The following is a 24,778-nucleotide window of genomic DNA, read 5'->3' as shown; positions in this document are numbered from 1 at the left end:
GCGGATCTCCGTCAAGCCTCGTTTTATCCCTGTTGTATTCGAGAGCGCCGTTAGCGTCGCCAATCGCGCTATAACCGTTCGCCCCCCGCTTCGTCGAACAGCGAGACCTGTTCGCTATCGAACGAAAACGCGACCGTGTCCGCGAGCGCCACCGGTGTCTTCGTCTGATCGATCGAGGCGACCTGTACGCCATGATAGTCGAGCCAAATGACGCGGTGGTTGCCCATCGGCTCCACCAGCGAAACTTTTGCACGCTCGCTCAGGCCTGCGCCGACCTTGACGTCTTCGGCCCGCACCCCGAGCACGCAGGGCAACGCTTGCGCGGGTGCGTGTTTGAACGGATACGCCGACACCTCGAGCCGCCATTGCGGCGTGCAGAAGTAGACCGCGCCGTCGCGCGTCTCCAGCGTGCCCTTGAGGAGGTTCATCGCGGGCGAACCCAGGAAGGTCGCGACGAACAGATTGTCGGGCCGCGCATAGACTTCGGCGGGCGTGCCGAACTGCTGGATCACGCCGCCGCGCATCACCGCCATGCGGGTGGCGAGCGTCATCGCCTCGACCTGATCGTGCGTCACGTAGATCATCGTCGCGCCCAGACGCTGGTGCAATTGCTTGAGTTCGCGGCGCAGTTCGGTGCGCAATTTGGCGTCGAGATTCGACAGCGGTTCGTCGAACAGAAACACGTCCGCCTCGCGCACGATCGCGCGGCCGATCGCCACGCGCTGCCGTTGGCCGCCCGACAGCTGCGCCGGTTTGCGCTTGAGCAGCGGGCCGAGTTGCAGCATGTCGGACGCGCGCGCCACGCGCCGTGCAATTTCCGCCTTCGGCGTACCGTTGATGCGCAATGCGAACGACAGATTACGCTCCACGCTCATGGTCGGATACAGCGCGTACGACTGAAACACCAGCGCAATGCGGCGATCTTTCGGATCGGCCCACGTCATGTCTTCACCGGCAATTTCGATGCTGCCGTCGCTCACGTCGATCAGTCCGGCAATGCTGTGCAGCAACGTGGATTTGCCGCAGCCCGAGGGGCCGAGCAACACCACGAACTCGCCGGCACGCACGTCGAGATCGAGATTTTCGATTACGGTGTTCGCGCCGAGGCGGATGGTGAGATTACGCACCGCCACGTTGGCCGGATTCGCGAGACCCGCCGCGTCGACCCGGTCCGCCGTGCCTGTTGCGTCGTTGGTGTCAGTCGCGTCCGCCATATCAACCGTATTCGCAAGATTTGCCATACCCGTCTACCCCTTCACCGCGCCGGATGCAATGCCGCGCACAAACCAGCGGCCCGAAACGAAATACACCGCCAGCGGCACCATGGAAGTCAGAATGGTCGCCGCCATATTGACGTTATAGAGCCGCTCGCCGGTTGTCGTGTTGATGATGTTGTTCAGTTGCACGGTCATCGGCAGATTTTTGGTGCCGGCGAACACCAGCCCAAGAATGAAGTCGTTCCAGATGCCCGTTACCTGCATGATGACCGCCACCACGATGATCGGCGTGGACATGGGCAGCATGAGTTGCGTGAAGATGCGCCAGAAGCCGCCGCCGTCGATGCGCGCGGCCTTGAACAGTTCCTGCGGAATCGACGTGTAGTAGTTGCGGAACAGCAGCGTCATGACCGGCATGCCGAAGATCGTATGAATCACCACGATGCCCGGCAACGAACTGAACAGATGCACGCTCGCCAGCACCCGCACGAGCGGATAGACCATCACCTGCACCGGAATGAACGCGCCCATCAGCAGCACGCCGAACAGCAACCCGGCGCCGCGCGGCCGCCAGAACGACAACGCGTAGCCGTTCACCGCGCCGATCGCGATCGACAAGACCGTGCTCGGCACGACAATCCGCACCGAGTTCCAGAAGCCGACCTGAATGCCGTTGCAGTCGAGTCCGGTGCAGGCGGATTGCCACGCGGCGCTCCAGGCGCTCAACGTGAAATGCGCGGGAAACGCCAGCAGATTGCCGAGACGGATCTCGCTCATCGGCTTGACCGACGTCACGAGCATCACATACAAAGGCAGCAGGAAAAACAGCGCGGCGGTCAGCAGAAACGCGTAGACGCCAAGGCGCGCCGGTGTGAATGCGGCACGTCGGCGACGCGGGCGTACGCGGCCCGGCGTGCCGTTTTTCAGCGGAGAACTGAGCGTGTTCATCACGCCTCCTTGCGCAACGCGGCGCGGCTGCGGGCATAGAAGAACGGCGCGAGAATCGCTAGCACGGTGGCCAGCAACACGATGGAAGCCGCCGACGCGAGGCCGATATTGGCGCGTCCGAACAGATAGTCCATGATGAACTTGGCCGGCACTTCGCTGGCGGTGCCGGGACCGCCCTGCGTCATCGCGACCACGGCGTCGTAGAGCTTCACGACCATCACGAACAGCAGCACGAAGGCGGTGGACATCGACGGCCCGAGCATCGGCACCACGATGCTCGCATAAACGCGCCAACGCGGAATACCGTCGATGCGCGCGGCTTTCCACAGTTCCTCGTCGATCCCGCGCAAGCCGGCGAGCAATAACGCCATCACCAGCCCCGAGGCCTGCCACACGGTCGCGATCACGATCGTGTAGATCACCCAGTCCTGATCGACGATCCAGTCGAAGCGCGCATGCGCGAAGCCGAGCTTGTGCAACACGGCCTGCGCGCCGAGCTCCGGATTCAGAATCCACTGCCAGACGAGGCCGGTCGCGACGAACGACATCGCGTACGGATAGAGAAAGATCGTCCGCAACGCACCTTCCGCGACCACGCGCTGATCGATGAAGATCGCCAGCAGCAAACCGATCACCATGCACGCAACGATAAAGCACGCGCCGTAGATCACGATGTTCTGCAGCGACAGCAACCAGCGGTCGTTGTTGAACAGCCGCGTGTATTGCGAGAGGCCCGCGAAGTCGCCGGAAGGAAACGTGCGCGAATTGCTGAGCGACACACGCGCGGTCCAGACCATCGTGCCGAGATACGCGAACACGACGGTCAGGACCATCGGCAGCAACGCCAGCCAGGCCGCGAACGGAAAGCGCTTTTTCAGCGGCTTGCCGTGCGGTCCTTTACGTGACCCGTTGCGTGGCGCATTGCGCAACGGCGCAGCGGACTTCGACCCGGCGGCGGGCAGCACCTTGAGCGCGTGCATGCTGCGCCCCCCTAGCTCTTCAACGCGCTGGCAAAGGCCTTTTGCGCGTCATCCACCGACTGGTTCTTGTTCCAGAAATTGGTGATGACGTCGATCAACGCGCCCTGCCTGTCGGGCGACAGCAGCATTTCCGGATTCGGCAACTGACGCGACTTGTCCTTCATGATCGCCATGCCCTCCTTCGCGCAGATGTCGAGACTGCTCACGTCCACGTCGGGACGAATCGGAATCGAGCCTTTCTTCGCGCTGAACGCGACTTGCGCGGCCGGCGAGGTCATCACCGTGGCGAGCAGGTTCTGCGCCTTGATCGTGGTCGGATTATCCGTCTTCGGGAACACGAACACGTCGCCCGCGACCAGATACGGCGAATGCGGACCAAAGCCCGGGAAGCAGCCGAAGTCCTTACCCGCGACCTGTTTAGCCGCCGAGAATTCGCCCTTGGCCCAGTCGCCCATGATCTGCACGCCCGCCTTGCCGGAAATCACCAGCGCGGTCGCGTCGTTCCAGTTGCGGCCCGGCGAACCGGCGTCGACGAAATCGTGCAGGCGTTTGAACGAGGCCAGCACCTTCCTGAACGCGTCGGACTTCACCGCGTTCTGGTCGCGATCGCGATACACCTTCAGATAGAGGTCGGGGCCGCCTACGTCGGCGAATACGGCGTCGAAGGTGATTTTTTCCTGCCACGGCTGGCCGCCGAGCGCGAGCGGAATCACACCCGCGGTCTTCAGCTTGCCGAGATCGGCGAGGAATTCGTCGTAGTTTTTCGGCTCGGCGGCAATGCCGGCCTTCTGGAACGCCGGCTTCGAATAGAAGAACCAGGCGGGCATGTGAATGTCGACGGGCGCGGCGTAGTAGTGCCCTTTCACCTTGATGCTGTCGATGATCGAAGGCGGGAACACGCCGTTCCAGTTTTCCTTCGCGGCGACGTCGTCGACGTTGTTCAGCAGGCCCTGATCGATCAGGTCGTGAAACTGCTTGGAGGTATTGAACTGCGCGGCGGTGGGGGGATCGCCGCCGATGATCCGGTTGATCGCCGTGGAGCGCGCCTGATCGGCGCCCGCTACCGCGTTGTCGACCCATTGGCCGCCGGCTTTGTTATACGCATCGGCGAACTGGCGAATCGCGGCCGACTCGCCGCCCGAGGTCCACCAGTGAATCACGTTGGCCTTCAAGGGATCCGCCTGCGCGACGACGCCATACAACGCCAATGCTGCCACGATGCCTCGCAAGGCCATTTTTTTGCTGTTCATTCCGTCTCCTGTCGGTCGGCGTCAGCGCTTTTCGCCGCCTGGGCAAAGCGTTGACACCGATCCCATGCCACATAGTTGCGCCAGGCCTGGCGCCCGTGTTTCAAGTCGACATGCAAACCAGCTTTACTGCTTTTATACGCGTGCTTTATGTTCGCGCTTAATGTGCGTCACTTAGGTGAGTAACTTCCGCTCCCGCAGGAATTTCGCCACCAGCTCCGCACTGCGTTTGATGGTGCGTTTCTGCGTAGCGTAGTCCACATGCACGACCCCAAAGCGCCGCTCGTAACCGAACGCCCACTCGAAGTTATCCATCAGCGACCAGAGAAAATACCCGCGCACGTCGACACCCGCCTTGATCGCCTGATCGACCGCGGCGAGATGGCGCTTGAGAAACGCAATGCGCTGCGTGTCGTCCACGTGGCCGTCTGTCACCTTGTCGTCCGACGCCATGCCGTTTTCCGTGATGTAGATCGGCGGCAGGTTCGCATACGTTTTCCTGAAGCCGGTCAGCAGATCGCGCAAGCCATCCGGATGCACCTCCCAGCCCATCTGCGTGCGCTCCACGCCTTCCGGCGGCACTTCCTTGAAACCGTGCGCGCCGTCGCTCGCCAGGTTCGTGCGGAAGTAATAGTTGACGCCGAGAAAATCGAGCGGCGCGGCAATCGTCTGCAGGTCGCCGTCCAGCACCAGCGGTTCCGTGCCCGGCCACAACTCGAACAGATCGCGCGGATACGCGCCCTTGAGCAGCGGATCGAGAATCCACGCGTTGTGCTGAACTTCGAACAGATGCGCGGCGCGCTGGTCGGCGGCGCTGTCGCTATTCGCCGTGCCGCGCCCCATGTTGGCGACAATCCCTTTCTGCGAGGCCGGATCGTTGGCGCGCAACACCGGTATCGCGAGACCATGCGCGAGCAGCAAATGATGCATGGCTTGCGTCGCGAAGCGCCCATCGGCAAGACCCGGCGCGTGATGACCATTGCCGTAGCCGAGATACGCGGAACACCAGGGCTCGTTGAGCGTGGCCCAGGCGTCGACGCTGCAGGCCAGTTCGCGGCTCATCAGGTCGGCGTAGTCGGCGAAACGGTACGCGGTATCGCGATTCAGCCAGCCGCCGCGATCTTCCAGGTGCTGCGGCAGATCCCAGTGATACAGCGTGACGAAGGTCGTGATGCCCTTCTCTTTCAGGCGCGCCAGCAAGCGCTTGTAAAAGTCGAGCCCTTTGCGATTCGGCACGCCGGACGCGCCCATCACGCGCGGCCACGCGATCGACAGCCGATAGCCTTCGAGGCCGAGCCCCGCCAGCATGTCCACGTCCTCTTGCCAGCGATGATAGTGATCGCAGGCCACCGCGCCGGTGTCGCCGGCGAGCACCTTGCCGGGCGTGGCCGAGAAGGTGTCCCAGATCGACGGCAGGCGGCCGTCTTCATCCACGGCGCCTTCGATCTGATATGACGCGGTGGCCGCGCCGAACAGAAAGTTTTTGCGCCACAGCGACGAGTCGGCGGGCGGCGTGAACGGATCGGTGAGCGATTGGGGGGAGCGTGCGTCGGATACAGCGGATGCGTCGTTTGCCACGGATTCTCCTGCGCTGAGGTCATTGAACCGGGTACGGCGGAAGGCACGGCGCCGGTGAAGCCGGCGCGTGAGTGGAAGCGCTTCCACAACGGTCCAGCGAACGATATCAGCGGGGCAATCCGCGCAGCAATCAGGGTTTGTCTGGAGCGAGGCTGGCATGCACGGCGCTGTCATGCGCCATGCATTTGGCAAGATTGCGTGAAGCGAGGCAGCGCGCGAGTGAGGTGAATCAAGCGCGCCGCGTGTCATGCACGGTAGCGCGCGCGAACCTCAATGGGCCGCAGGCAGTTTGAACTCGCCGCGGTCGTAGGCTTCGCAATACGCTTTCCAGTCGTCGGCGACCTGGGTCTCGCACTGCGTTGCCAGTTCGATCAACGGCAACTGCCAGTCCTTGCGATGGCCGAACGCGATCAGCTCGTCCGCAATCGACGAGTGCTGCCGGCCGCCGCTGCGAAGATGGGCCCACGCGCTCAGTTGGGCCATGCTGTTGATCACTTCTTCGAGACGCGGCAGCTTGCCGTTCCAATCGCTGAGGGCCACGCGATCCTCCGACGGCTGCAAACTGCGCAACACGTAGGAACGCTGATTGAAATCGACCGCGTGCAGGAACGCCTGCGAGACCGCCTGATTGCGCCGCTGCACTTCCACGACGCGTTGCGCCTCGCTCTGCCAGGTGGGCTGCGGCGTACGCACATGCGGCATGACCGAAGACGGCAGCGCTTCTTTCAGATCGATCAGAAAGTTGCTGTCCGGCGAGCCTTTGCCTTCGACCAGCATCACGTAACGATCCACGCCGAGACTGCCGGTGCCGGCAATGCGCCGCGCGACGTCGAGAATGCGATAGAAGTCCGGATTGGGCTGGCTCGCGGCAAACTTGTTCATGAATTCCGTGACCGCTGCGCGCTGTTGATCGCTGATCGGCAACGCCTTTTTGCCGTCCACTTTCAGCACGCGGGTCTTGCCCTTCAGCACACTGCGCCGGTCCAGAAACGCGGCGCGCGGGCGGCTTGCCAGCGCGTCGAACAGATCGCGCACCATCCCGACCGAGGTCTCCGCTTCGATCCAGCGCGCCTTGCCGAATGCGAGCGCCGCGCCGTACGAATCGAGCGCGGTATGGCAGAGCGCGAGCGCCTGCGCGCGGCTCAGCTTGAGGTCGGCGGCGCCGACCAGCACGCTCGTCAGCAGCCGCGCCAGTTCGTAGAGATTCGGCGCGAGGCAGGCTTCGTCGAAGTCGTTGTTGTCGAAGTAGATCAGGCGGTTATCGCCCTTGTAGCTGCCGAAATTTTCCAGATGCATATCGCCACAAATCCAGACCGGCGGCGCTTCGTCGAGGATCTTGTCACGCGGCAAACCCGCGTAGAACAGATGACAGGTGCCGCGCAGAAACACGAACGGCGAACTGCGCATGGCCTGGTATTTCATGGCGAGCCGTTCGGGATCGCGGCCGGCGTTGAACCGGGTCATGGTCTTGACGATATCGGACATCACATTCCTCTCGAATACAGTACGGTGCGCCCCGAAGCGGCTCGACACCGCCGCTTCGGGGCGCGTTCAAGGCGCCCGGAACGAATCTGCGAGCGCATGAAGATTGAGAGGCTTCACGCGAATCACGCCGCCGCGCGGACTGTCGATATCCGCGATCAGCGTGAACGACAACGACACCACCAGCGGCACGATCAGCAGCAAGCCGGCGCCCGCTTTCAGCGCGCGCGCGCCGTAGCCGACCAGCACGTTCGCGCACACTGCCATCAGGGTCATCAGCGCCCACGCGGCATACGGTATGCGGTTCCACCACGCGGCCTGGGTGTAGCCCTGAGTGTTCAGCACGTCGTTCATCCCAGAGACGGTCAGCGCGGCGATCGGCGTGGGTTGCGCAACGGCGGCGTTCTTCACGGTGGCCCACATGGCGTTCTGCAGGCGCTCGGTCTCGCGGTTGACCTTGGCGAGTTCCTGGCTGTCGCGCGTGGTGTAGTACAGCACGCGCTCGTCGAGATAAGCTTTCAGCAAGCCACGCACGGTGGCCGCGTCGGCGGCGGGCAGCAGATCGGCACGGACGTATTCGGTGCCGATCGCGTTCGCCTCTTCTTCCTCGTAGTTCTTGCGCTGGTCGTAGCGCCCCACCGCCATCGAAAACGTAAAGCCGATGATCAACGCCAGCAGCGTGAGCGTAGCGGCCTGAATCACGCTGAAGTCTTCGCGGGCGTCGTCCTCGATTCTTCTGAAGCGCCTCAGCAGCGCCGCGCCGATGCGCGCCGCCAGCCACATGATGACAAAAGACACGATAAACACGAGCGCGGGATAGTCGAGGATGTTCTGCATGGGCGAGCGTTTTTCTCTGAGCGGTTGATCGGGGAACGCCTTCTGACAGCTACAAAACCTGTGCCACCGCTGCATGATAAGCGCCGCCGCGCCCGCGTGGAAGATACGCGCGCGGAATGGAGCGGCGCGCGCCGCCGCTCAGGAACCGGTCGCCAGATAGTAGCGGCCGTCGGCGCTCACGTTGACGCCGAATCCGCACTCCAGCACCGAACCATGCGTGAGCACGTCGAGCGTTTCCGGCGCGGAGAGCCTGAACTCGAGCAGGCATTTGTCGTCGCGCCTGTCGTTGTGTTTGTCGTAGGGCGCGAGGTTGGCGATCTTCGCGGTGGCCTCCAGCGGCGCATCGCCGCCGGCCTCGCTCACCGGCACGCGCGCCACGCCGTCGTAGAAGCGCACGTAGGCCGACAGATTGCCGGTGCTCGCGCTCGGTTGGCCGTCTTCGCTGACGCTCGGATGCATGAAGTCGCCATCGATCCGATACACGCCGTGGCGCCCTTTCACCGGCTTCAGCGCAATGCTGTTCCACGCGTCGAAGGTCACGTAGTGGATAAAGCGCGCGCCTTGCGGCGGCACGCCGTGCACGACCGCTTTATCGGCGATCGCTTCGAGGCGTTCACGCGCGGCCGCCACCGCGCGGCCCAGCAGCGCATCGCCGGGATAGTCGTCGCCGCGGCTCACCGCGGTGCGGTAAGAGGCGCGCGCGTCGGGCAGCTCGCCCAGCTTCAGTTGCACGTCGCCCTGATGCACATACGCCATGGCAATGCGGGCGCGCGCCGAACTGCTGGCTTTCGGCGAGTTCTCTTCTTCGGCCTGCATCGCGGTGGCCTCGGCGAGCGCGCCTTCCATCGCGACCAGGGTTTGCGCTTCCTTGATGCGGCCCGCATCGAGCGCGACGACACCCAGCGCCGCGCAGGACGCGTTGGTCCGGCACGGCACGTCTTTACCCGACAGCAGGTTGCGGCGATACAGTTCAGCGCGCGAGTCGCCGCGCGGCGTCTGAGCCGCGACGTAGCCGGACGCGAGCGCGGCGCACGCACCCCAGGTGACGACGACAGCAGTGGCGAAGACAGTTTTGACGTTCATTGGAAAGGGCGGGACGGTGGCCATGACGCTGTTCGAACAACGCGTTTCGAGAATCTGCTTCGCTGAGATCTATGCGTGGCACATGCAGTACGTTGACACGGCGATCAACACAGACGCTGGCCGAGATGCTGACAGAAAAACGGCGATTGTGCGAACCCGTTGCGGATAGTCTCGCGCGGCACGGGTTTGTGCTAGTTCCACGATAGCCCACCCACCCGTCGACGCCAGGACTTTTGACCGACCTTCTCTCGCGCCCGTTTCGCCGGCGCCGGGCATCGGGTCCTGACTATGCTGACGCGCCGCCTTATTTCAACATTTCCGTCCGGCGGCGGAATAAAGACCTGCCAATGTGTGTTCGGAACAAACAGGCGCTGCATGCGCCGACCTGGCGGCGTAATCGGCCGCGGGGCGTTCACACCGACTGGAAGGGTTCATGAACAACACACACACGCGTACCGCGATTGTCACCGGTGCGTCCAGTGGCATCGGCTTTGCCATCGCCGAGGCATTTCTGGCGCGCGGCTATAACGTGGTCGGCAATGCGCGGACCATTCAACGTCTGGAAGCCGCTGCGGCGCAGTGGGGCGACACGGCGAGTTTCATCCCCGTTGCGGGCGACATCGGCCATGCCGCCGTGGCGCGCGAGTTGTTCGACACGGCCATCGCGCGTTTCGGCGCCGTCGACATTCTGGTGAACTGCGCAGGCGCATTCATCGCAAAGCCGGTCGATGCCTATACAGAAGACGATCTCAGTGCATTGATCGACACGAACCTGAAAGGGTTCTTCTTTCCGGCGCAACTCGCCGCCCGGCATATGGCGACCAACGGAAAAGGGCACATCGTCAATATAACGGCCAGCATCGCGATGCAACCGAACGTTCAGGTGCCGTCCGTGATTCCCGCGCTCGTCAAAGGCGGCATCAACGCCGCGACCCGCTCGCTCGCGCTCGAACTGGCAGCGAACAACGTCATGGTCAACGCCGTCGCGCCGGGCGTTATCGACACACCGTTGCATGAGCCGGGTGCCGTCCATCAATACCGGGCGCTGGCGCCAACGGGTGCCGTGGGCAAGACGAAAGACGTCGTCGACGCGGTGCTCTACCTCGTCGATTCGAGTTTTGTCACGGGCGTTGTCATGCCGGTCGACGGCGGTTCGACCACAGGTGTCTGGTGACACCATGAAAACGTGGCGCGACGAGCGAATCCTGTCGCTCTTCGGCATTGAATTGCCGATCATTCAGGCGCCGATGGCAGGCGTCGGTAATGCCCCACTGGCCATTGCGGTTGCGCGTGCCGGCGGTCTGGGCTCGCTGCCGTGTGCATTGCTGAGTGTGGACCAGGCGCGCGAAGCGGTCGCGCTGATCCGGACGCAAACGGCGGCGCCGCTGAACCTGAATTTCTTTTGCCATACGCCACCCGTGCGCGACGAGCCGCGCCTCGCCGTTTGGTCGGAGATCATCCGCCCTCATGCGATGGCGGCGGCCTTGCCGCTGGAGCCGGCGCTGCCTGCCAACTCAGGCATACATACCTTCGACGAAAGCTGGTGCTCGTTCGTGGAAAACGTCGCTCCAGAAGTGGTGAGCTTTCATTTCGGCCTGCCGGAAGCCTCTCTGGTTGCGAGAGTTCCTGCAACAGGGGCCAAAATCGTTTCATCCGCGACGACGGTGGCTGAAGCGCGATGGCTTGCCGCTAACGGGTGCGATGCCATCATCGCGATGGGCACGGAAGCGGGTGGCCACCGTGGCAGCTTCCTGCCTGGGGCACTCGATACGCAGGCGGGCACACTCGCGCTGGTGCCGCAGATCGTCGATGCGGTCGACGTGCCGGTGATCGCCGCCGGAGGTATCGCAGATGGGCGCGGCCTTGCCGCAGCGCTCATGCTGGGTGCGTCGGCCGTGCAGATGGGTACGGCCTATCTGCTGGCAGATGAAATTCCGCTACCCGGTGTTTATCGGCGTGCCTTGGAGCAGGCGGGAGATCAATCGACCGTGCTGACGAACATTTTCACGGGACGTCCCGCGCGTGCCATTGTCAACCGCGCGGTTCGCGAGCTGGGTCCGCTTTCCGAGCACGCTCCGCCATTTCCGTTTGCCGGATTGTCGCTAGCGTCTTTGCGCGCCCATGCCGAGTCAGCCGGGTCCGACGACTTCACGCCGTTGTGGAGTGGTCAGTCCGCGAGTCTTGCGCGGGCCCAGCCTGCCGCGGAAATCACACGCCGCATCGCCGAACAGGCATTGGACGTTTTGCGTCAGTAATGACATTGCCAACGACCGCGCCGACAACATACGTTCGTATAGATTCGCTCGCCCAATGCAGCATGGTTGTGAGAAATATCGGCGCGCATACTGGCGCAGCGATTTCAGCCGATTGCCAGGTTGGCCGGCGTGATCGGCCGCCATACATTCTGTAGCGTCAACCAGGAGAGCTTAGATGACAACCGCAGTGCAACGTCACACGGTCCCGACTTGCCCACCCAGGTATTACGGCGTGCTTGCAGTCTTGCTAGGCATGGCATTGACACCGGTCCTCGCGCACGCGCAAGCCAGCGCGCGAGATCCGAACGAGTCGTCGTTCATGGCGGAAAACGACCGTGCCATGACGACGATGATGGATCACATGAGCGTCAAGCCGAGCGGCGACATTGATCGCGACTTCGTCGCCATGATGCAACCGCATCACCAGGGCGCAATCGACATGGCCGAAGCGGAGCTGCGCTATGGCCACAACGAACAGCTTCGACGGATCGCGCAGGAAATCATCGTGGACCAGCAGCAGGAGATCACGGCAATGAGTGTCGCGATCCAGCAGACGTTACCACCGCAGGCGCCTGCACCAACGCAGCCGTCGTCTGCCACGAACCTCCCCCACTCATCGCTCGACACACCTATGCCGGCGCATAGGCAGATGTCGATGCATGACCAGTGACTTCGCCCTTTCCTCAGAACGCTTCATCGGAGACATCATGCAACTGCGCACACTATCCAGGCTGATCATTTCAATCGCGGCGGCAGTCGGCGGGCTCGCCGCGCATGCCGGCCAGGCACCAGGCGCATCGTCCGATGCCAACGTGCCGATCACGAGCCACGACCGGGTTTATGCCGCCGAACAGTTTTCGAATACCGTGTCCGTCATCGATCCCAGCGCCAACCGTCTGCTGGGCGTCATCCGGCTCGGCGATCCGTCACCGGGCAATTTCAGTCCGCTCTACAAGGGGCAGGTACTTGTGCACGGCATGGGTTTTTCGCCGGATCATCACACCCTCGCCGTGGTCGCGATCGGCTCGAATTCGGTGAGCTTTATCGATACGCAGACTAACCTCGTCAAGCACACCAGCTACGTCGGGCGCTCGCCGCACGAAGCGTTTTTCACGCCCGACGGCAGCGAAGTCTGGGTAACGGTGCGGGGCGAAAATTACGTCGACGTAATTGACGCGAAGACATACGAAGAGAAGCTGCACATCACCACGCCGGCTGGACCCGGCATGACGATCTTCTCGCCCGACGGCAAGTATGGCTATATCTGCTCGTCGTTCAATCCGGAAGTCGATGTGGTCGCGGTAGCGACCCATCAGATTGTTGGCAAGGTGACGCAGGCAAGCCCGTTTTGCCCCAACATTGCCGCGACGCCGGACGGCAAGCAGGTCTGGTTTACGCTGAAAGACGTTGGCGAGACTCAGGTCTTCGATGCGCATCCGCCGTTCGCGCTGCTCAAGACGCTGCAGACCGGGCCGATCACGAATCACGTCAATTTCGCCGCCAATGCGAACGGTACGTTCGCGTATATCACCGTGGGCGGCCAGAACGCCGTCAAGGTCTATCGCACGACCGACTTCAAACAGGTCGCGACGATCCCCGTCGGGGATATGCCGCACGGTGTGTGGCCGTCGGGTGACGGCAGCCGCATCTACGTTGGACTGGAGAATTCCGACACCATGACCGCCATCGATACGCTGCTCAACCAGGTTGTCGCTACCGTCCCGATCGGACAGGCGCCGCAGGCGATCGCGTATGTGACGAATGCCGTCGCCGACGGCGAAAGCGCGGAAAACCTGCAACCGCTTGGCGCCGCGGGACAAGCCGCCCATCTCTCGTTGTCCGCGGTTGGGGCGAAAAAAGAGGCGAAGCGGCCGACCTCGGTGGTGCTGTACGACCAGGGCGTCGTGCAGGTGCTGCAGGCATCGGTAACGGGACTCGAACCAAAACAGCCGTATGTGCTCGGTTTGAGCGATAACGCCGATGGCCACGGCCCGGTCGAGCCGCTCGCGCGTTTCATGACAAACCCAGCGGGCTCGGCGATCGTCGATACGATCGGGCAGATCCGCCAGATCGTGTCGCCTTCCACGCCTGCCACTACGGATAAACGGCGCTATCTGGTCATCACGCCAGCCGGCGACGCGAATGCAACCGCCGTGCAGATCCAGACACTCTGACGCGGGTCAACCGGCCCATGCGCTATCTATAGCGCTGGGCCTTCTGGGCAACGTTGCGCCCGCCGACTTGTCGGCGGGCGCAACGTTGATACCGCACTCGAACGGCTGGTTATGCTAGTCAGCCGCGCTGTAGAAACAACGCCGCCTGCTCGCCAATCACAACACACGGCGCCATCGTGTTCCCGGTCGTCACGCGCGGAAGAACCGAGGCATCGGCGACGCGAAGACCTTCAATCCCGTGGACCTTCAATTCCCCATCGACCACGGACATCTCGTCGCGGCCCATCTTTGCCGTACTGCACTGGTGCCAGAACGTACTGGCCGCATCGCGGAAAAACCGCGCGAGTTCAGACTCGTGCAACGACCCTTGCATAATCTCGCGCCCGCTATAAGGCCGCAAAGCCGCCGAATTGCCAATCGCGCGCGCGGTGGCGAGTCCCGCTTTCAGATCGTCGAGGTCCTGCGCGTCGGCGAGATAGTTGGCTTCGATCCTCACCGGGTCCGACGGATTTGCACCAGTGAGATGAACCGAACCTCGACTGCCCGGCCGCATACCGACTACCAGCGACCACGATGACGCGGGCGGACTGAAGCGCGTCGCGATCTCGGGTGTCGATACGGGACCTTGAATGGCGTACGCGTAAAAGTTAGGGCTCTCAAGATCGTCACGCGTTTTCCAGAAGCACGCAGTTTGACTTCTGGGTTCGGCGGGCAACGGCTTGTCGGTATTTTCCCAGGACCAACCGAACGATAAATGATCGTGGAGATTACGCCCCACACCCTGGAGCGACTGCACAACCGGAATCTCGAAACGGCCCAGTTCTGTGGGGTCTCCAATCCCGGACTGCATGAGCAACTTCGGCGTGTGAATCGCACTGAGAGAGAGCACGATTTCACGCGTGGCATCCACGTGGATCGACTTCCCCTGATGTTCGAAATCGACACCTGTGGCACGGCGCTTATCGAAGGTAATCCGAGTCACAAGCGCGCCAGTCAGGACCGTGATATTGGGCTGATCCATCAACGGGATCACATAAGAGCGGAACAGGGACCGTCTTTTGCCGTCCGTCACTGTTTCGTCGACGAGCGCGCAGCCGCCGTCCGCCTCCATCATGCGACCGTTCGCGTTGGGAAAGCGGCTCAGCCCCGCTGATTCGGCACCCTCAAGCAGCGCGGCGGAAAATTCGTGAGGATTCGCCGCGGGTTGTACATGCACCGCGCCGTAGGTGCCGCGGTACGCCGGATCGGGGCTTCCGGTCCACCTTTCGATTCGATTCCGATAGAGCGCGAGAACGTTTTCGTAACTCCACGCCGAATGGCCTGTTTCAGAGGCATAAAAATCCCAATCGGCCTTATGCCCTCTGGACCATGTTGAAACGTTGATACTCGAACCGCCGCCAAGCCCCTTCCCCATCGAGTAGGGAATGGCTCTTCCATTGAGATGTGGGTTGGGTTCCGCGACAAAGCCCCAGTCGAATTCGCTACCCAGCGTCATGGGCCATAAGTTGGGGTTGGAAATCACATCGGCTTCGTCGTCGGTGCCTGCTTCAAGAAGCAGAACCTTGACGTTCGCATCGGACGCCAGTCTTGCTGCAACAACGCAGCCTGACGTCCCGGCTCCACAAACAATGTAATCAAACCTGGATTCCAGGTTCAACAGAAGTTCTTGCTGGTTCTTTCGCACTCGCTCTGCGAAACCTGACAGGGTGTCGGTGTCGTTTGTCATCATTCCGGTATCCACATCTTCAGTTGAGGGGTGCGGCGAAGCGATAGTCATTGCCGGCGCTAGCACAACCCACCTGACGTCCCGCCTGGTCCGCGTGATCAGGCAATTGCCTGACCACTGTAGAGGAACCCCGTTGCCGCACGGGCATGCAAACGGCTCAAAAAATAGCGCGTTCGGCTCAACGTCACCCTCTGGTGAACAGCGGTCGATTACACACACTGTGCCGAAGAATGATTTTGCAAAGCGGACGCAGCAATATACTGTCGGCAGGAGAACAGCAGGTCCGCAACGTTCGAACTGGCCGGAGCCTGCGGCTAAACACAGATCACGACGAATTCCTTTTTTCAACGGCGCCCATGACGGATTTGACCGACTATTCACTCGTCCTGCTTCGCGCTGCGCCACTGCTGCAGCGCGGCACGAGTCCAACGGCGGCACGCGCCCTTTTCGCGTCGATCGATAACCCAAACGCTGAACGTGACGCTTCGCGCCGGCTGCATCACGAATACGATTTGCGCGCCGCGTTGCGTTCACCGTGGGCGGCACGGCCAACCGACTTAATGCATCAGGGCAACAGGCTCGTGCTAATGCTGGACGATCCCGGCGGCGACCTGCTCCGGGACAGGTGCCGGGCGCCCATGCCCGTCGACGTTTTCCTGCGGCTGGCAAGCGGCATCAGTGCCGCGTTGAGCGGCGCGCACGAGCAAGGTCTCGTTCACTGCGACCTGAATCCCGACAACATTCTCGTGACCCCCGACGCCGGCGCGCGGCTGAGCGCGCGTCTGACAGGATTCGGCTGCGCGCTTCGCGACGACCCGAAACATCGCGAAAGCGATTTGCGACATGCGAATCGGGGCGCGGTGGAATACATGGCCCCCGAAGTGTGCGGGCAGATGAACCGTCGCATCGATGCACGCGCTGACCTGTACTCGCTAGGCTGCACGTTCTATGAAATGTTGACGGGCACCTTACCGGTCGCCGGCAACGATCGGCTGGCGCTCGTGCATGCGCACCTCGCCCGGCGTCCCGCGCTGCCGTCGGAGCTGGTCGCGGGACTGCCCAGACAGGTCGAGATGATCGTCATGAAGCTCCTCGCGAAAGGTCCCGAGGAGCGCTATCAGTCGGCCGCGAGCCTGACCACCGACCTGGCACGCTGCGAAACGATGTGGCAGGCCGGCGACCGGATCACCCTGTTTCCGCTGGACATATGCGCGCTGTCCGGGCGCCAGCACACCTCGCAACAACTCTTCGGACGCGAAGGGGAAACCGGCGTTCTGCGCAGCGCGTACGAGCGAACCGCCGCCGGCGAACCGTCGCAACTCATTCTGGTGAAGGGCTATTCGGGCGCCGGCAAAACCTCCCTCGTGAGCCAGTGGATCAAGCAGCTCGGTGCGTCGTCGCATCTGTTCGCCGCCGGCACCTGCGAGCAGGTCAATAGCGCAACGCCTTACGTCGCGCTGATTCAGATCATCGAGCAACTGGTCCGTCCCATTCTCGGCGAAGATCAGGATACGTTTCTGGTGTCGCAACGCCGCCTGCTCGACGCGCTCGGGAGCAAGGCGCGCATGCTGTGGACCGTCATCCCCGATCTGCAACTGATCCTGGGCGACAAGTTCGCGGATGACGGCGCGCCCGTGCCTGTCGATCGCGAGCGATTCCTGACGGCCGCCGCCGATCTGATCAAGGTGTTCTGCAAACCCGAGCGCCCGCTGATTCTTTTCTTCGACGATCTTCAGTGGTCGGACGAAGGCACGATGAGCGCACTGGCACATCTGAGCGAAAAGTCGTGCGCGCCCTATCTTCTGCTGGTCGGCGCTTATCGCAGCAACGAGGTCGGCCCCGATCATCCGCTGCGGCAACTCATGGCGGCGGAGCACGCCAATCTGCAACATCTCGACCTGGCGCCGCTCAATCGCGACGACACCGCACGGTTGATCGCGAGTACCCTGCAATGCTCGCTCGAACAGGTGAACCCCGTGGTGGATCTTGTCGAGGAAAAAACCGGCGGCAATCCATTTTTTGCCACCCAGTTCGCGATCGAACTGTCGCAGGAAGGCCTGATCGAATTCGAACAGCAGTCCAGCCTGCATGTTCGCGACTTCGACCGCATTCGCGCCAAGGCCTACACGGATAACGTCGTCGATCTGATGCTGCGACGCCTGGAACGGCTGGGCGCCGCGACACGGTCCACGCTGAGACACTTTTCCTGTCTGGGCAGTTTTGCCCCGGTGGCGACACTCGCCATCGCCACAGACTGTTCCGAGGCCGACCTGCACGATTCGCTGATCGACGCCTTGCGCACCGATCTCGTGTATCTCGCCGCAGACGCGTATCACTTCAGACACGACCGCTTTCGCGAAGCCGCCTATGGTTCGATGACGGAACACGAGCGTGTCGCCCTGCACCTCGAGATCGGTCGGCGCATGATCGCGCGCGTGACCGACGACCAGAACGTCGAAGACGTGTTCGACATTGTCAGCCAGATCAATTTCGGCATCGACCATGTTGCGCCGGGCAACGAGCGGCGGCGCTTCGCCGAACTGAACGTCATTGCGGGCCGGCGTGCCAAGGCCGCGACGGCCTACGCGTCGGCCTTGACCTATTTCGTCGCGGCGGCTGCGCTATTGAGCACGGAACCCGAAGACGAGACCACGCATTGGGTCGAGTTCTACCGCGCCGACTGCGAGTGCCTGCTCGGCCTACTCGGGGCGGCTGAGGAACGGCTGCTGAGGCTGGGCACCCGCGAGATCCGCATGGCGTTGCGCGCCGAATTGACACGGTTGATAACGGGTCTGTACACCGCGCAAAGTCGCGCCGATCTGGGCATGGAGGCGGGCCTCGACTATCTGCGCCGCCTTGGACTGCACATCGAAGCAAGGCCGACTCACGCGCAGGTCGATGAGGCATTTGCCAGTCTGCAACGCCGCATCGGTAACCGCAAAGTGGCGGACCTCGCGCAGTTGCCCACCATCAGCGATCCGCTCTGGCACAGCGCGATCGAGGCGTTGGCGGACATGATCCCGCCCGCGCTGTTCATCGACGTCAACCTGCTCGACATCATCCTGCTGAATGTCGCCAACCTGAGCGTCGAGCATGGTCTGTGCGATGCATCGAGCTTTGGGTTTGTCTTTCTGAATTTCGTGTACGGCGCGCGTTATGGCGACTATGCGAGCGGCTACGAATTTGGAAAACTGGCTATCGAGGTGATCGACCGTTGCGGCCAGTCGCGCTACAAGTCGCGGGTCTACATGCGCTTCGGCAGTCTCGTGATTCCGTGGACCCGGCCGCTCGACGAGTGCATGCCGTTTGTCGAACAGGCTTACCGGATTTCGTCGGAAATCGGCAATCTGGTGTTCGACGTCTCCAGCGCGAGGAACGTGGCGAGTCTTCTGCTTCTCGCCGGCGCGCCGCTCGAGGAGGTCCAGCGCGAGGCGGAAAAAGGCTTCTCGATTGCGAGCGCGTCACGCTTTGCCTTGTACCTCGGGCTATTGGGCGGCCAGCTCGAACTCGTGAAAGCCCTTCGCGAAACCGGCGCCGAGCGTCACCACGATATCGACGAAGCCGCGCGGGACATGACAACGAGCGTGGCATTTTCCGAGTGGACGTACCGTTTGCAGGCCCGCTTCACGTTCGGACGGATCGACGCGGCGCTTGAGGCCGAACAGATGGCCCAGCCGTCGCTGCGCGCCTCGACGACCATTCTCGAAGTGATCGACTATCACTTCTACGGCGCGCTCACGCGAGCTGACGCGTGTGCGTCGGCCGTCGACGAGGACACCCGGCGCATTCATTGGACCGCGCTCGCCGCGCATTCCGCCCAGCTGGCTGCGTGGGCGCAAACCTGTCCGGTCAACTTCGCGGGCCGCAGTGCCCTCGTCACCGCGCGCATCGCCCAACTGGACAGACAGGAGCACTCGTCGGCCCGCGCGGAACACCTCTACGACGAAGCGATCCGTCATTCCAAAGCGAACCGGTTCTTGCCGATCGAGGCAGTGGCCAATGAACTCGCGGCTGCGTTTTACCTGACGCGCGGACTCAAGGAGAACGCACGCGCCTATCTGCGCGACGCGCGTCGCGCTTACGCGCAATGGGGCGCCAAAGCCAAGACCGATGAACTGGATCGCCGCTACGGCCTACCGCGCGAAACGGATCCCGCCGCCGTGGCGCCACGACAGGAAGATCCGGCCTTTCAGCAACTCGATATCGCCGCCGTCATCAAGGCGTCGAACGCGCTTGCCAGTGAAATCGTTCTGGCCCGGCTGATCGAAACCCTGGTCACGACCGCGCTGCAACATGCGGGCGCGAGGCGCTGCGTGCTGGCGCTGGCGCACGGCACCGAGATGCGGATCGAGGCACAGGCGCGGGTACGGCCGGATCGCATCGAGGTTAGCGTCGCCACCTCGCCGATTTCGCCTGCCGACGTCGCGACCTCGGTAGTGCACGCGGTCGTGCGTACGGGCAAGCATGTGGTGCTGGACAATGCCTGCGAGATCGGTGCATTCGTTCGCGACGACTACGTGCAGCGTAATCGCTCCCGCTCGATTGTCTGCACGCCGCTCCTCAAACAGGCGAACCTGATCGGCGTGCTGTACGTGGAAAACGAGCTGGCCGTCGGCGCGTTCACGGCCGACAAGACCGCGGTGTTGTCCGTACTCGGAAGCCAGGCGGCGATCGCCGTGGACAACGCGCGACTCTACGAAGACCTGATCGAACAGAACCGGGCGCGAGCGAAAGCCGAAGAGGCGCTGAGCAGCGCGCTGGCCAACCTGGCGCGAATGACGCGGGTGACGACGATGGGCGAACTGGTGGTGTCGATCGTCCACGAGGTGAGCCAGCCGCTCATGGCTATTCAGACGTCGATCGGGGCGGCTTTGCGCTGGCTCGACCGGCCCACGCCCGAGGTCGCCGAGGCGAGGATCATGCTCACCAATGTTGCCGAAGACAGTCAGCGGGCGTCTCAGGTCATCAAAAGCCTGCGGGCCATGGCGAAGCAATCGGAGCCGACTTTCAGCGTGTTCGATCTCGGCGATGCCGTCTTCGAAGTACTGACCATGTTGCGCGGCCAGATACAGGACCATCACGTCGACGTCATTCACCGGCCGCCGCACGAAGTCCGGGTGAATGGCGATCGCATTCAGGTACAGCAGGTCGTGCTGAACCTGATCATGAACGCGACGGAAGCCATGAGTGCCGTGAACGAACGACCTCGCGTCCTGACCCTGGCCTGCGAAGCGCTGCAGGGAGAACGCGCCCTCGTACGGGTCGAGGACACGGGGCCGGGGCTCGCCCCCGAGGTGGCCGAGCGGGTCTTCGAGCCGTTCGTGACAACCAAGCAGTCGGGCATGGGCATGGGGCTGTCGATCTGCCGGTCAATCGCAGAAGTCCATGGCGGCGAACTGACGGTGGCGCCGGGCGATCCTCATGGCGCCGTGTTCAGTCTCGTCCTGCCGGCCGCCCCCCTTCGCTAGGGTTTTTTGACGAGTGGGCAGGTGCTTTCGGCGAGCGGCCGGAACGCCTGGTCGGCGGGTATCACCGCTTTGATGCTGTAGTAATCCCACGGATAGTGGGACTGCGCCGGGCTCTTCACCTGCACCAGATACATGTCGTGCACCATCCGACCGTCTTCGCGAATCCGGCCATTCGTGGCAAAGAAGTCGTTGATCGGCAGTTCCTTCATTTTCTTCATCACGGCGGCCGTGTCGTCCGTGCCCGCCGCCTTGACGGCCTCCAGATAGTGCAGGGTCGATGAATAGTCGCCGGCCTGGACCTGGGTCGGCATGACTTTCATCTTGTCGTAAAAGCGCTTCGACCACTTGCGGGACGCGTCATTCCGATCCCAGTAGAAACCGGTGGCGAACTGGAGGCCTTGCGCGGTTTGCAGGCCAAGCGCGTGAATGTCGGACAGGAACACCAGCAAGCCCGCAATCTGCTGTTTGCCGGATCGGGTAATGCCGAATTCGTTCGCGCTTTTCACTGCATTGACGAAATCGCCGCCCGCGTTCGCGAGCCCGATCACCTTGGCGCCGGACGACTGCGCCTGCAGCATGTACGACGAAAAATCAGCCGTGTCGAGCGGCGCGCGCACGGTGCCGAGCACCTTGCCGCCGTCCCCCTTGATGGCTTCGGTCGTGTCTTTGACGAGTGCCGCGCCGAACGCGTAGTCGGCCGCGATAAAGTACCAGCTATCGGCGCCGCGTTTTGCCATCGCGTCTCCCGCGCCGTGAGCCAGCGCGTAAGTGTCGTAGACGTAATGCACGCTAACCGGCGTGCACTTCATCCCCGTCAGATCCGAGGTGGACGGCCCGGTGGCAATCGCAATGCGGTTTTTCTGGTTGGCGACGTCGACCACGGCAAGGCCCGCACCCGAGGAAGCCAGATCGGTAATCATGTCGACCTGTTGCGTATCGAACCATTCGCGTGCTTTGCTCGCCGCGATATCCGCCTTGTTCTGATGATCCGCGTAAATGACTTCGACCTTGATGCCAGGATTGGCCTTCATGAAATCGTCCGCCGCCATTCTCACGGCTTCGACGGCGCCCTGCCCGCCCACCGCCGAATAAACCCCGGACAGGTCGGTCAACACGCCAATCTTGACGATCCCGTCCGACAAACGAAGCGGCTGCGCAACGACATGGCCGGGGCCAAGCAATGCGGCGGCCGCGCCGCTGAATAAAACGATCTGACCAACTCGCGCCTTGAACGGCATCTTGAATGGCATCTGTCCCGCCTCCTTTTTTCTAATTGAGAAGTTACGCGGTCCTGCGACAGGCCAACGAGTTGGCGCACCGTTTCACGCGATATCCACCACGATCTTACCTTGCGCCGTGCCGTCGATGAGCGCCTCGTAAGCCTGCTCGGCGGAACTCAGATCGAAGCGGCGTGGATCGACGCGCGGAACCAGTTTGCCGGTCTGCGCGAGCCGTGTGGCTTCGCGCATCATCTCGCCGTGGTGTGCACGGCCTGTGCCGCTCAACAGCGCGTGCAACGTGAAAACACCGGAGTACGTCGCTTCGCGGAACGATAGCGGTGCAAGCGCATGGGTGCCCCAGCCGAGCGCGCTCACCACATGGCCAAAGTGCTTCACGGCGGCGAACGACGCGTCGAGCGTCGGGCCGCCCACGGTGTCGACCACCAGATCGAAGCCCGCGCCTTCCGTACACGAGCCAACGTACTGTTCAACCGTCTGCGTCGCGTAATCGATCGGCGTCGCGCCAAACTGCGCGAGCACGGCCTGGTTGCCGGCGCTCGCCGTGGCGAACACCTTCGCGCCGAGCGCCCGCGCGAGTTGCACCGAGACATGACCCACACCGCCCGCGCCGCCTTGCACCAGCACCGTTTGACCGGGCTGCAGATGGGCACGATCGACAATGCCCGAGTAAGACGTAATAAAAGCGAGGGGCAGCGCGGCGGCTTCGCGCATCGACAGACTGGATGGTTTGAGTGCCAACAGCTCGGCGTCGACCGCGGCGTACTGCGCGAGCGACCCTTGAATGCCGCCTACGCCGCCGGTCATTCCATACACCTCGTCACCCGGCTTGAACGCGCTCACGCCAGCACCGACCGATTCCACGACGCCCGCCATATCGATACCGAGCACGAGAGGCAGCGGATGCTTCGCATGGGCCGCGCTACCGGCACGGATCTTCGTGTCGAGCGGGTTCAATCCGCTGGCCGCGATGCGAATCAGCACCTCGCCTCGCGCCGGTTCGGGGCGCACGAGGGTGGTGAGTTCGAGTGGTCCGTTATAACGGTTGAGTACAAGAGCTTGCATGGACATGATGACGTCCTTTGAGTGACCGGCTGGTCGTAAAGAGATTGGAGAGCGCGCGATGGCGGCGTAACGAAGCGTCATGTCATGTCATGAACAATCGGCGACGCTACAACGGTTCCAGATTAGTGGGCCTGGGTTGAGCGAACAAGTGGCCATAGGTCATGTCGTCCCATACCTTGGTCCATATCGCCATGGCTCAATTCATCTGGATTAACGAACCGCAACTGTGCGAGCAGAGGTGCGTGCAGTCAGCGAATGCACGCCGCGCAGGTTATTGTGCTGGTGCCATTGCAGACGATCGGGTTCGACGATTTGCAGATCGGGGAAATAGCGGAACAACGTCTTCAACGCGACCTCGATTTCCAGCAACGCGACGCGCGCGCCAAGGCAGTAGTGAATGCCCGCCCCAAACGACAGAAACCGCGTGTTTTCGGCGCGCTCGAAGTCGATCTGATCGGGCTGCACATATAAGTCGGGATCGCGATTGGCCGCGCCGATCAGCATGAAAACGATCGTTCCCGGCGCCAGCGTCACCTCATCCACCACCACCTCTTCCAGCGCGGTACGCACCACCATGTGCACCGAACTGTCGTAACGCATGCATTCCAATACCGCCTTCGGCATGAGCGCCGGCTCTCGCTTCAGCTCCGCGAGTTTTTCCGGATGACGATGCAGCGAGATCAGCGCATTGCCGATCATGTTCGAGGTGGTCTCATGCCCGGCGATGAACAGCAGGATCACGTTGGAAATGACTTCGTCGTCGGTCAGCGGCACGCCGCCTTCCGCAACGCTCAGCAGCGACGAAACAATGTCGTCTCCCGGCGTGGTTCGTCTTTGCGCGACCACAATCCGGAAGTACGCCTCCAGCGACAACGCGGCCTGGTTCGCTTGCGCGAGTGCGGCGTCGTTCAGCGGCGCCAGGTCGAAGGCCGCGACCAGCCGGCTGGCATCGGCCCCGAGGTTCTCACCGTGCTCGCGCGGAATATCGAGCAGGCGGCAAATGATTTCCACCGGCAGCGGCGGCGCGTAGTCGCGCATCACATCGAACTCCGGTTGTGCGGCCAGACGTTCAGCGAGGCGGCTCGCCGTCGACTCGACAATGTCCCGCAACGTGTCCACCTGGCGGGCGTTGAAAGCCTGCATCAGATTGGCGCGCAACGAGGTATGCACAGGCGGATTCAGCAACAGGAACGTGCGGCTCAACGCCTTGAACACGGGCTGCGACGGCGCGCTTTCACCGTATCGCGCAATCACGCTCTGCAGGTAGGTTTTGCCCATGGCGCGGTGACGCAGCAGCGCTTCGATCACGGAGGCCCGGCCCGTGACGACCGCATTCGGACCGACGGGCACGATCGCGCCGGCGCGTCGTATCTTTTCGTAGAACGGATAGGGATTTTCGAAAAATGCTGGCGACGCAAAATCGTGGAAGTTCATCGTTCAATCCGGTCGTGGTGGTGAGTTGTCTTAGGGCATGCGTGCC

General features: G+C 62.6%; 17 protein-coding genes. 5 read left to right on the top strand and 12 right to left on the bottom strand.

Annotated elements, in window-relative coordinates; genetic code table 11:
- Window positions 1–68 precede the first annotated feature (68 nt).
- The 8 genes from FA94_RS24560 to FA94_RS24525 all read right to left on the bottom strand — a co-directional run bounded on the left by FA94_RS24560 (window position 69) and on the right by FA94_RS24525 (window position 9,372).
- Window positions 69–1,241 (bottom strand): ABC transporter ATP-binding protein, encoded by a 1,173-nt coding sequence (locus FA94_RS24560; protein WP_035556121.1) that lies wholly within the window; start codon window positions 1,239–1,241, stop codon window positions 69–71.
- A 6-nt stretch (window positions 1,242–1,247) separates the two neighbouring features.
- A complete protein-coding gene (locus tag FA94_RS24555; protein WP_035556119.1) occupies window positions 1,248–2,165 on the bottom strand; it encodes a carbohydrate ABC transporter permease in 918 nt (305 codons plus the stop codon).
- Window positions 2,165–3,145 (bottom strand): carbohydrate ABC transporter permease, encoded by a 981-nt coding sequence (locus FA94_RS24550; protein ID WP_035556117.1) that lies wholly within the window; start codon window positions 3,143–3,145, stop codon window positions 2,165–2,167. Before FA94_RS24550 ends, FA94_RS24555 begins: the two co-directional genes overlap by 1 nt.
- An 11-nt stretch (window positions 3,146–3,156) precedes the next feature.
- Window positions 3,157–4,395 carry an ABC transporter substrate-binding protein gene (locus FA94_RS24545; RefSeq protein WP_035556115.1) on the bottom strand — a complete coding sequence of 413 codons (1,239 nt, stop codon included), beginning with the start codon at window positions 4,393–4,395 and terminating at the stop codon, window positions 3,157–3,159.
- 171 nt (window positions 4,396–4,566) lie between these two features.
- Window positions 4,567–5,970, bottom strand: a complete 1,404-nt coding sequence (locus FA94_RS24540) for a GH1 family beta-glucosidase (protein WP_035556113.1) — start codon at window positions 5,968–5,970, stop codon at window positions 4,567–4,569.
- Window positions 5,971–6,240: 270 nt separating this feature from the next.
- Entirely contained in the window at window positions 6,241–7,455 is a 1,215-nt protein-coding gene (locus FA94_RS24535; RefSeq protein ID WP_035556111.1) for a DUF2252 domain-containing protein, read from the bottom strand.
- 66 nt (window positions 7,456–7,521) lie between these two features.
- The gene (locus FA94_RS24530; RefSeq protein WP_035556108.1) at window positions 7,522–8,289 is read right to left on the bottom strand and encodes a bestrophin-like domain; all 768 of its coding nucleotides are present in this window, start codon (window positions 8,287–8,289) and stop codon (window positions 7,522–7,524) included.
- A 138-nt stretch (window positions 8,290–8,427) separates the two neighbouring features.
- Window positions 8,428–9,372, bottom strand: coding sequence for a hypothetical protein (locus FA94_RS24525; protein WP_035556107.1), 945 nt, complete (start codon window positions 9,370–9,372; stop codon window positions 8,428–8,430).
- A gap of 433 nt (window positions 9,373–9,805) precedes the next feature.
- On the opposite strand from FA94_RS24525, the gene FA94_RS24520 reads away from it, so the two are divergent.
- The 4 genes from FA94_RS24520 to FA94_RS24505 all read left to right on the top strand — a co-directional run bounded on the left by FA94_RS24520 (window position 9,806) and on the right by FA94_RS24505 (window position 13,801).
- Entirely contained in the window at window positions 9,806–10,546 is a 741-nt protein-coding gene (locus tag FA94_RS24520) for an SDR family NAD(P)-dependent oxidoreductase (protein WP_035556105.1), read from the top strand.
- Window positions 10,547–10,550: 4 nt separating this feature from the next.
- Window positions 10,551–11,627: an NAD(P)H-dependent flavin oxidoreductase gene (locus FA94_RS24515; RefSeq protein ID WP_035556103.1), complete on the top strand. Its 1,077-nt coding sequence runs from the start codon at window positions 10,551–10,553 to the stop codon at window positions 11,625–11,627.
- A 253-nt stretch (window positions 11,628–11,880) separates the two neighbouring features.
- Entirely contained in the window at window positions 11,881–12,297 is a 417-nt protein-coding gene (locus FA94_RS24510; RefSeq protein ID WP_156126824.1) for a DUF305 domain-containing protein, read from the top strand.
- 37 nt (window positions 12,298–12,334) lie between these two features.
- Complete coding sequence (locus FA94_RS24505; RefSeq protein WP_197070243.1) at window positions 12,335–13,801, top strand: YncE family protein; 1,467 nt, start codon at window positions 12,335–12,337, stop codon at window positions 13,799–13,801.
- A gap of 118 nt (window positions 13,802–13,919) precedes the next feature.
- Here the strand turns inward: FA94_RS24505 and FA94_RS24500 are convergent, their stop codons facing one another.
- The gene (locus FA94_RS24500) at window positions 13,920–15,578 is read right to left on the bottom strand and encodes a GMC family oxidoreductase (RefSeq protein WP_197070242.1); all 1,659 of its coding nucleotides are present in this window, start codon (window positions 15,576–15,578) and stop codon (window positions 13,920–13,922) included.
- A 95-nt stretch (window positions 15,579–15,673) separates the two neighbouring features.
- Here FA94_RS24500 and FA94_RS24495 point away from each other — a divergent pair, with 95 nt between their 5' ends.
- A complete protein-coding gene (locus FA94_RS24495) occupies window positions 15,674–20,995 on the top strand; it encodes a trifunctional serine/threonine-protein kinase/ATP-binding protein/sensor histidine kinase (protein WP_081936091.1) in 5,322 nt (1,773 codons plus the stop codon).
- Here FA94_RS24495 and FA94_RS24490 read toward each other — a convergent pair.
- The 3 genes from FA94_RS24490 to FA94_RS24480 all read right to left on the bottom strand — a co-directional run bounded on the left by FA94_RS24490 (window position 20,992) and on the right by FA94_RS24480 (window position 24,732).
- Window positions 20,992–22,245, bottom strand: coding sequence for an ABC transporter substrate-binding protein (locus FA94_RS24490; RefSeq protein WP_231585025.1), 1,254 nt, complete (start codon window positions 22,243–22,245; stop codon window positions 20,992–20,994). The two genes, FA94_RS24495 and FA94_RS24490, sit on opposite strands and share 4 nt — an antisense overlap.
- 72 nt (window positions 22,246–22,317) lie before the next feature.
- Window positions 22,318–23,304 (bottom strand): zinc-dependent alcohol dehydrogenase family protein, encoded by a 987-nt coding sequence (locus tag FA94_RS24485; protein WP_035556099.1) that lies wholly within the window; start codon window positions 23,302–23,304, stop codon window positions 22,318–22,320.
- Between the two features lie 204 nt (window positions 23,305–23,508).
- On the bottom strand, window positions 23,509–24,732 hold the full coding sequence (locus FA94_RS24480; protein WP_035556097.1) for a cytochrome P450: 1,224 nt from the start codon (window positions 24,730–24,732) through the stop codon (window positions 23,509–23,511).
- Between the last annotated feature and the right edge of the window lie 46 nt (window positions 24,733–24,778).

Origin of the sequence: Burkholderia sp. 9120 (assembly GCF_000745015.1) — a bacterium.
Taxonomy (GTDB): domain Bacteria; phylum Pseudomonadota; class Gammaproteobacteria; order Burkholderiales; family Burkholderiaceae; genus Paraburkholderia.
Note: the sequence above shows the minus strand (reverse complement) of the source record. Positions and strands in the feature narration are given on the sequence as shown.

Excerpts from the sequence above, each read along its gene's own strand:
- FA94_RS24560 (WP_035556121.1), bottom strand. The coding sequence starts at position 1,241 with ATGGCAAATCTTGCGAATACGGTTGATATGGCGGACGCGACTGACACC.
- FA94_RS24555 (WP_035556119.1), bottom strand. The coding sequence starts at position 2,165 with ATGAACACGCTCAGTTCTCCGCTGAAAAACGGCACGCCGGGCCGCGTA.
- FA94_RS24550 (WP_035556117.1), bottom strand. The coding sequence starts at position 3,145 with ATGCACGCGCTCAAGGTGCTGCCCGCCGCCGGGTCGAAGTCCGCTGCG.
- FA94_RS24545 (WP_035556115.1), bottom strand. The coding sequence starts at position 4,395 with ATGAACAGCAAAAAAATGGCCTTGCGAGGCATCGTGGCAGCATTGGCG.
- FA94_RS24535 (WP_035556111.1), bottom strand. The coding sequence starts at position 7,455 with ATGTCCGATATCGTCAAGACCATGACCCGGTTCAACGCCGGCCGCGAT.
- FA94_RS24530 (WP_035556108.1), bottom strand. The coding sequence starts at position 8,289 with ATGCAGAACATCCTCGACTATCCCGCGCTCGTGTTTATCGTGTCTTTT.
- FA94_RS24525 (WP_035556107.1), bottom strand. The coding sequence starts at position 9,372 with ATGAACGTCAAAACTGTCTTCGCCACTGCTGTCGTCGTCACCTGGGGT.
- FA94_RS24520 (WP_035556105.1), top strand. The coding sequence starts at position 9,806 with ATGAACAACACACACACGCGTACCGCGATTGTCACCGGTGCGTCCAGT.
- FA94_RS24515 (WP_035556103.1), top strand. The coding sequence starts at position 10,551 with ATGAAAACGTGGCGCGACGAGCGAATCCTGTCGCTCTTCGGCATTGAA.
- FA94_RS24510 (WP_156126824.1), top strand. The coding sequence starts at position 11,881 with ATGGCATTGACACCGGTCCTCGCGCACGCGCAAGCCAGCGCGCGAGAT.
- FA94_RS24505 (WP_197070243.1), top strand. The coding sequence starts at position 12,335 with ATGCAACTGCGCACACTATCCAGGCTGATCATTTCAATCGCGGCGGCA.
- FA94_RS24500 (WP_197070242.1), bottom strand. The coding sequence starts at position 15,578 with ATGACTATCGCTTCGCCGCACCCCTCAACTGAAGATGTGGATACCGGA.
- FA94_RS24495 (WP_081936091.1), top strand. The coding sequence starts at position 15,674 with ATGCAAACGGCTCAAAAAATAGCGCGTTCGGCTCAACGTCACCCTCTG.
- FA94_RS24490 (WP_231585025.1), bottom strand. The coding sequence starts at position 22,245 with ATGCCATTCAAGATGCCGTTCAAGGCGCGAGTTGGTCAGATCGTTTTA.
- FA94_RS24485 (WP_035556099.1), bottom strand. The coding sequence starts at position 23,304 with ATGTCCATGCAAGCTCTTGTACTCAACCGTTATAACGGACCACTCGAA.
- FA94_RS24480 (WP_035556097.1), bottom strand. The coding sequence starts at position 24,732 with ATGAACTTCCACGATTTTGCGTCGCCAGCATTTTTCGAAAATCCCTAT.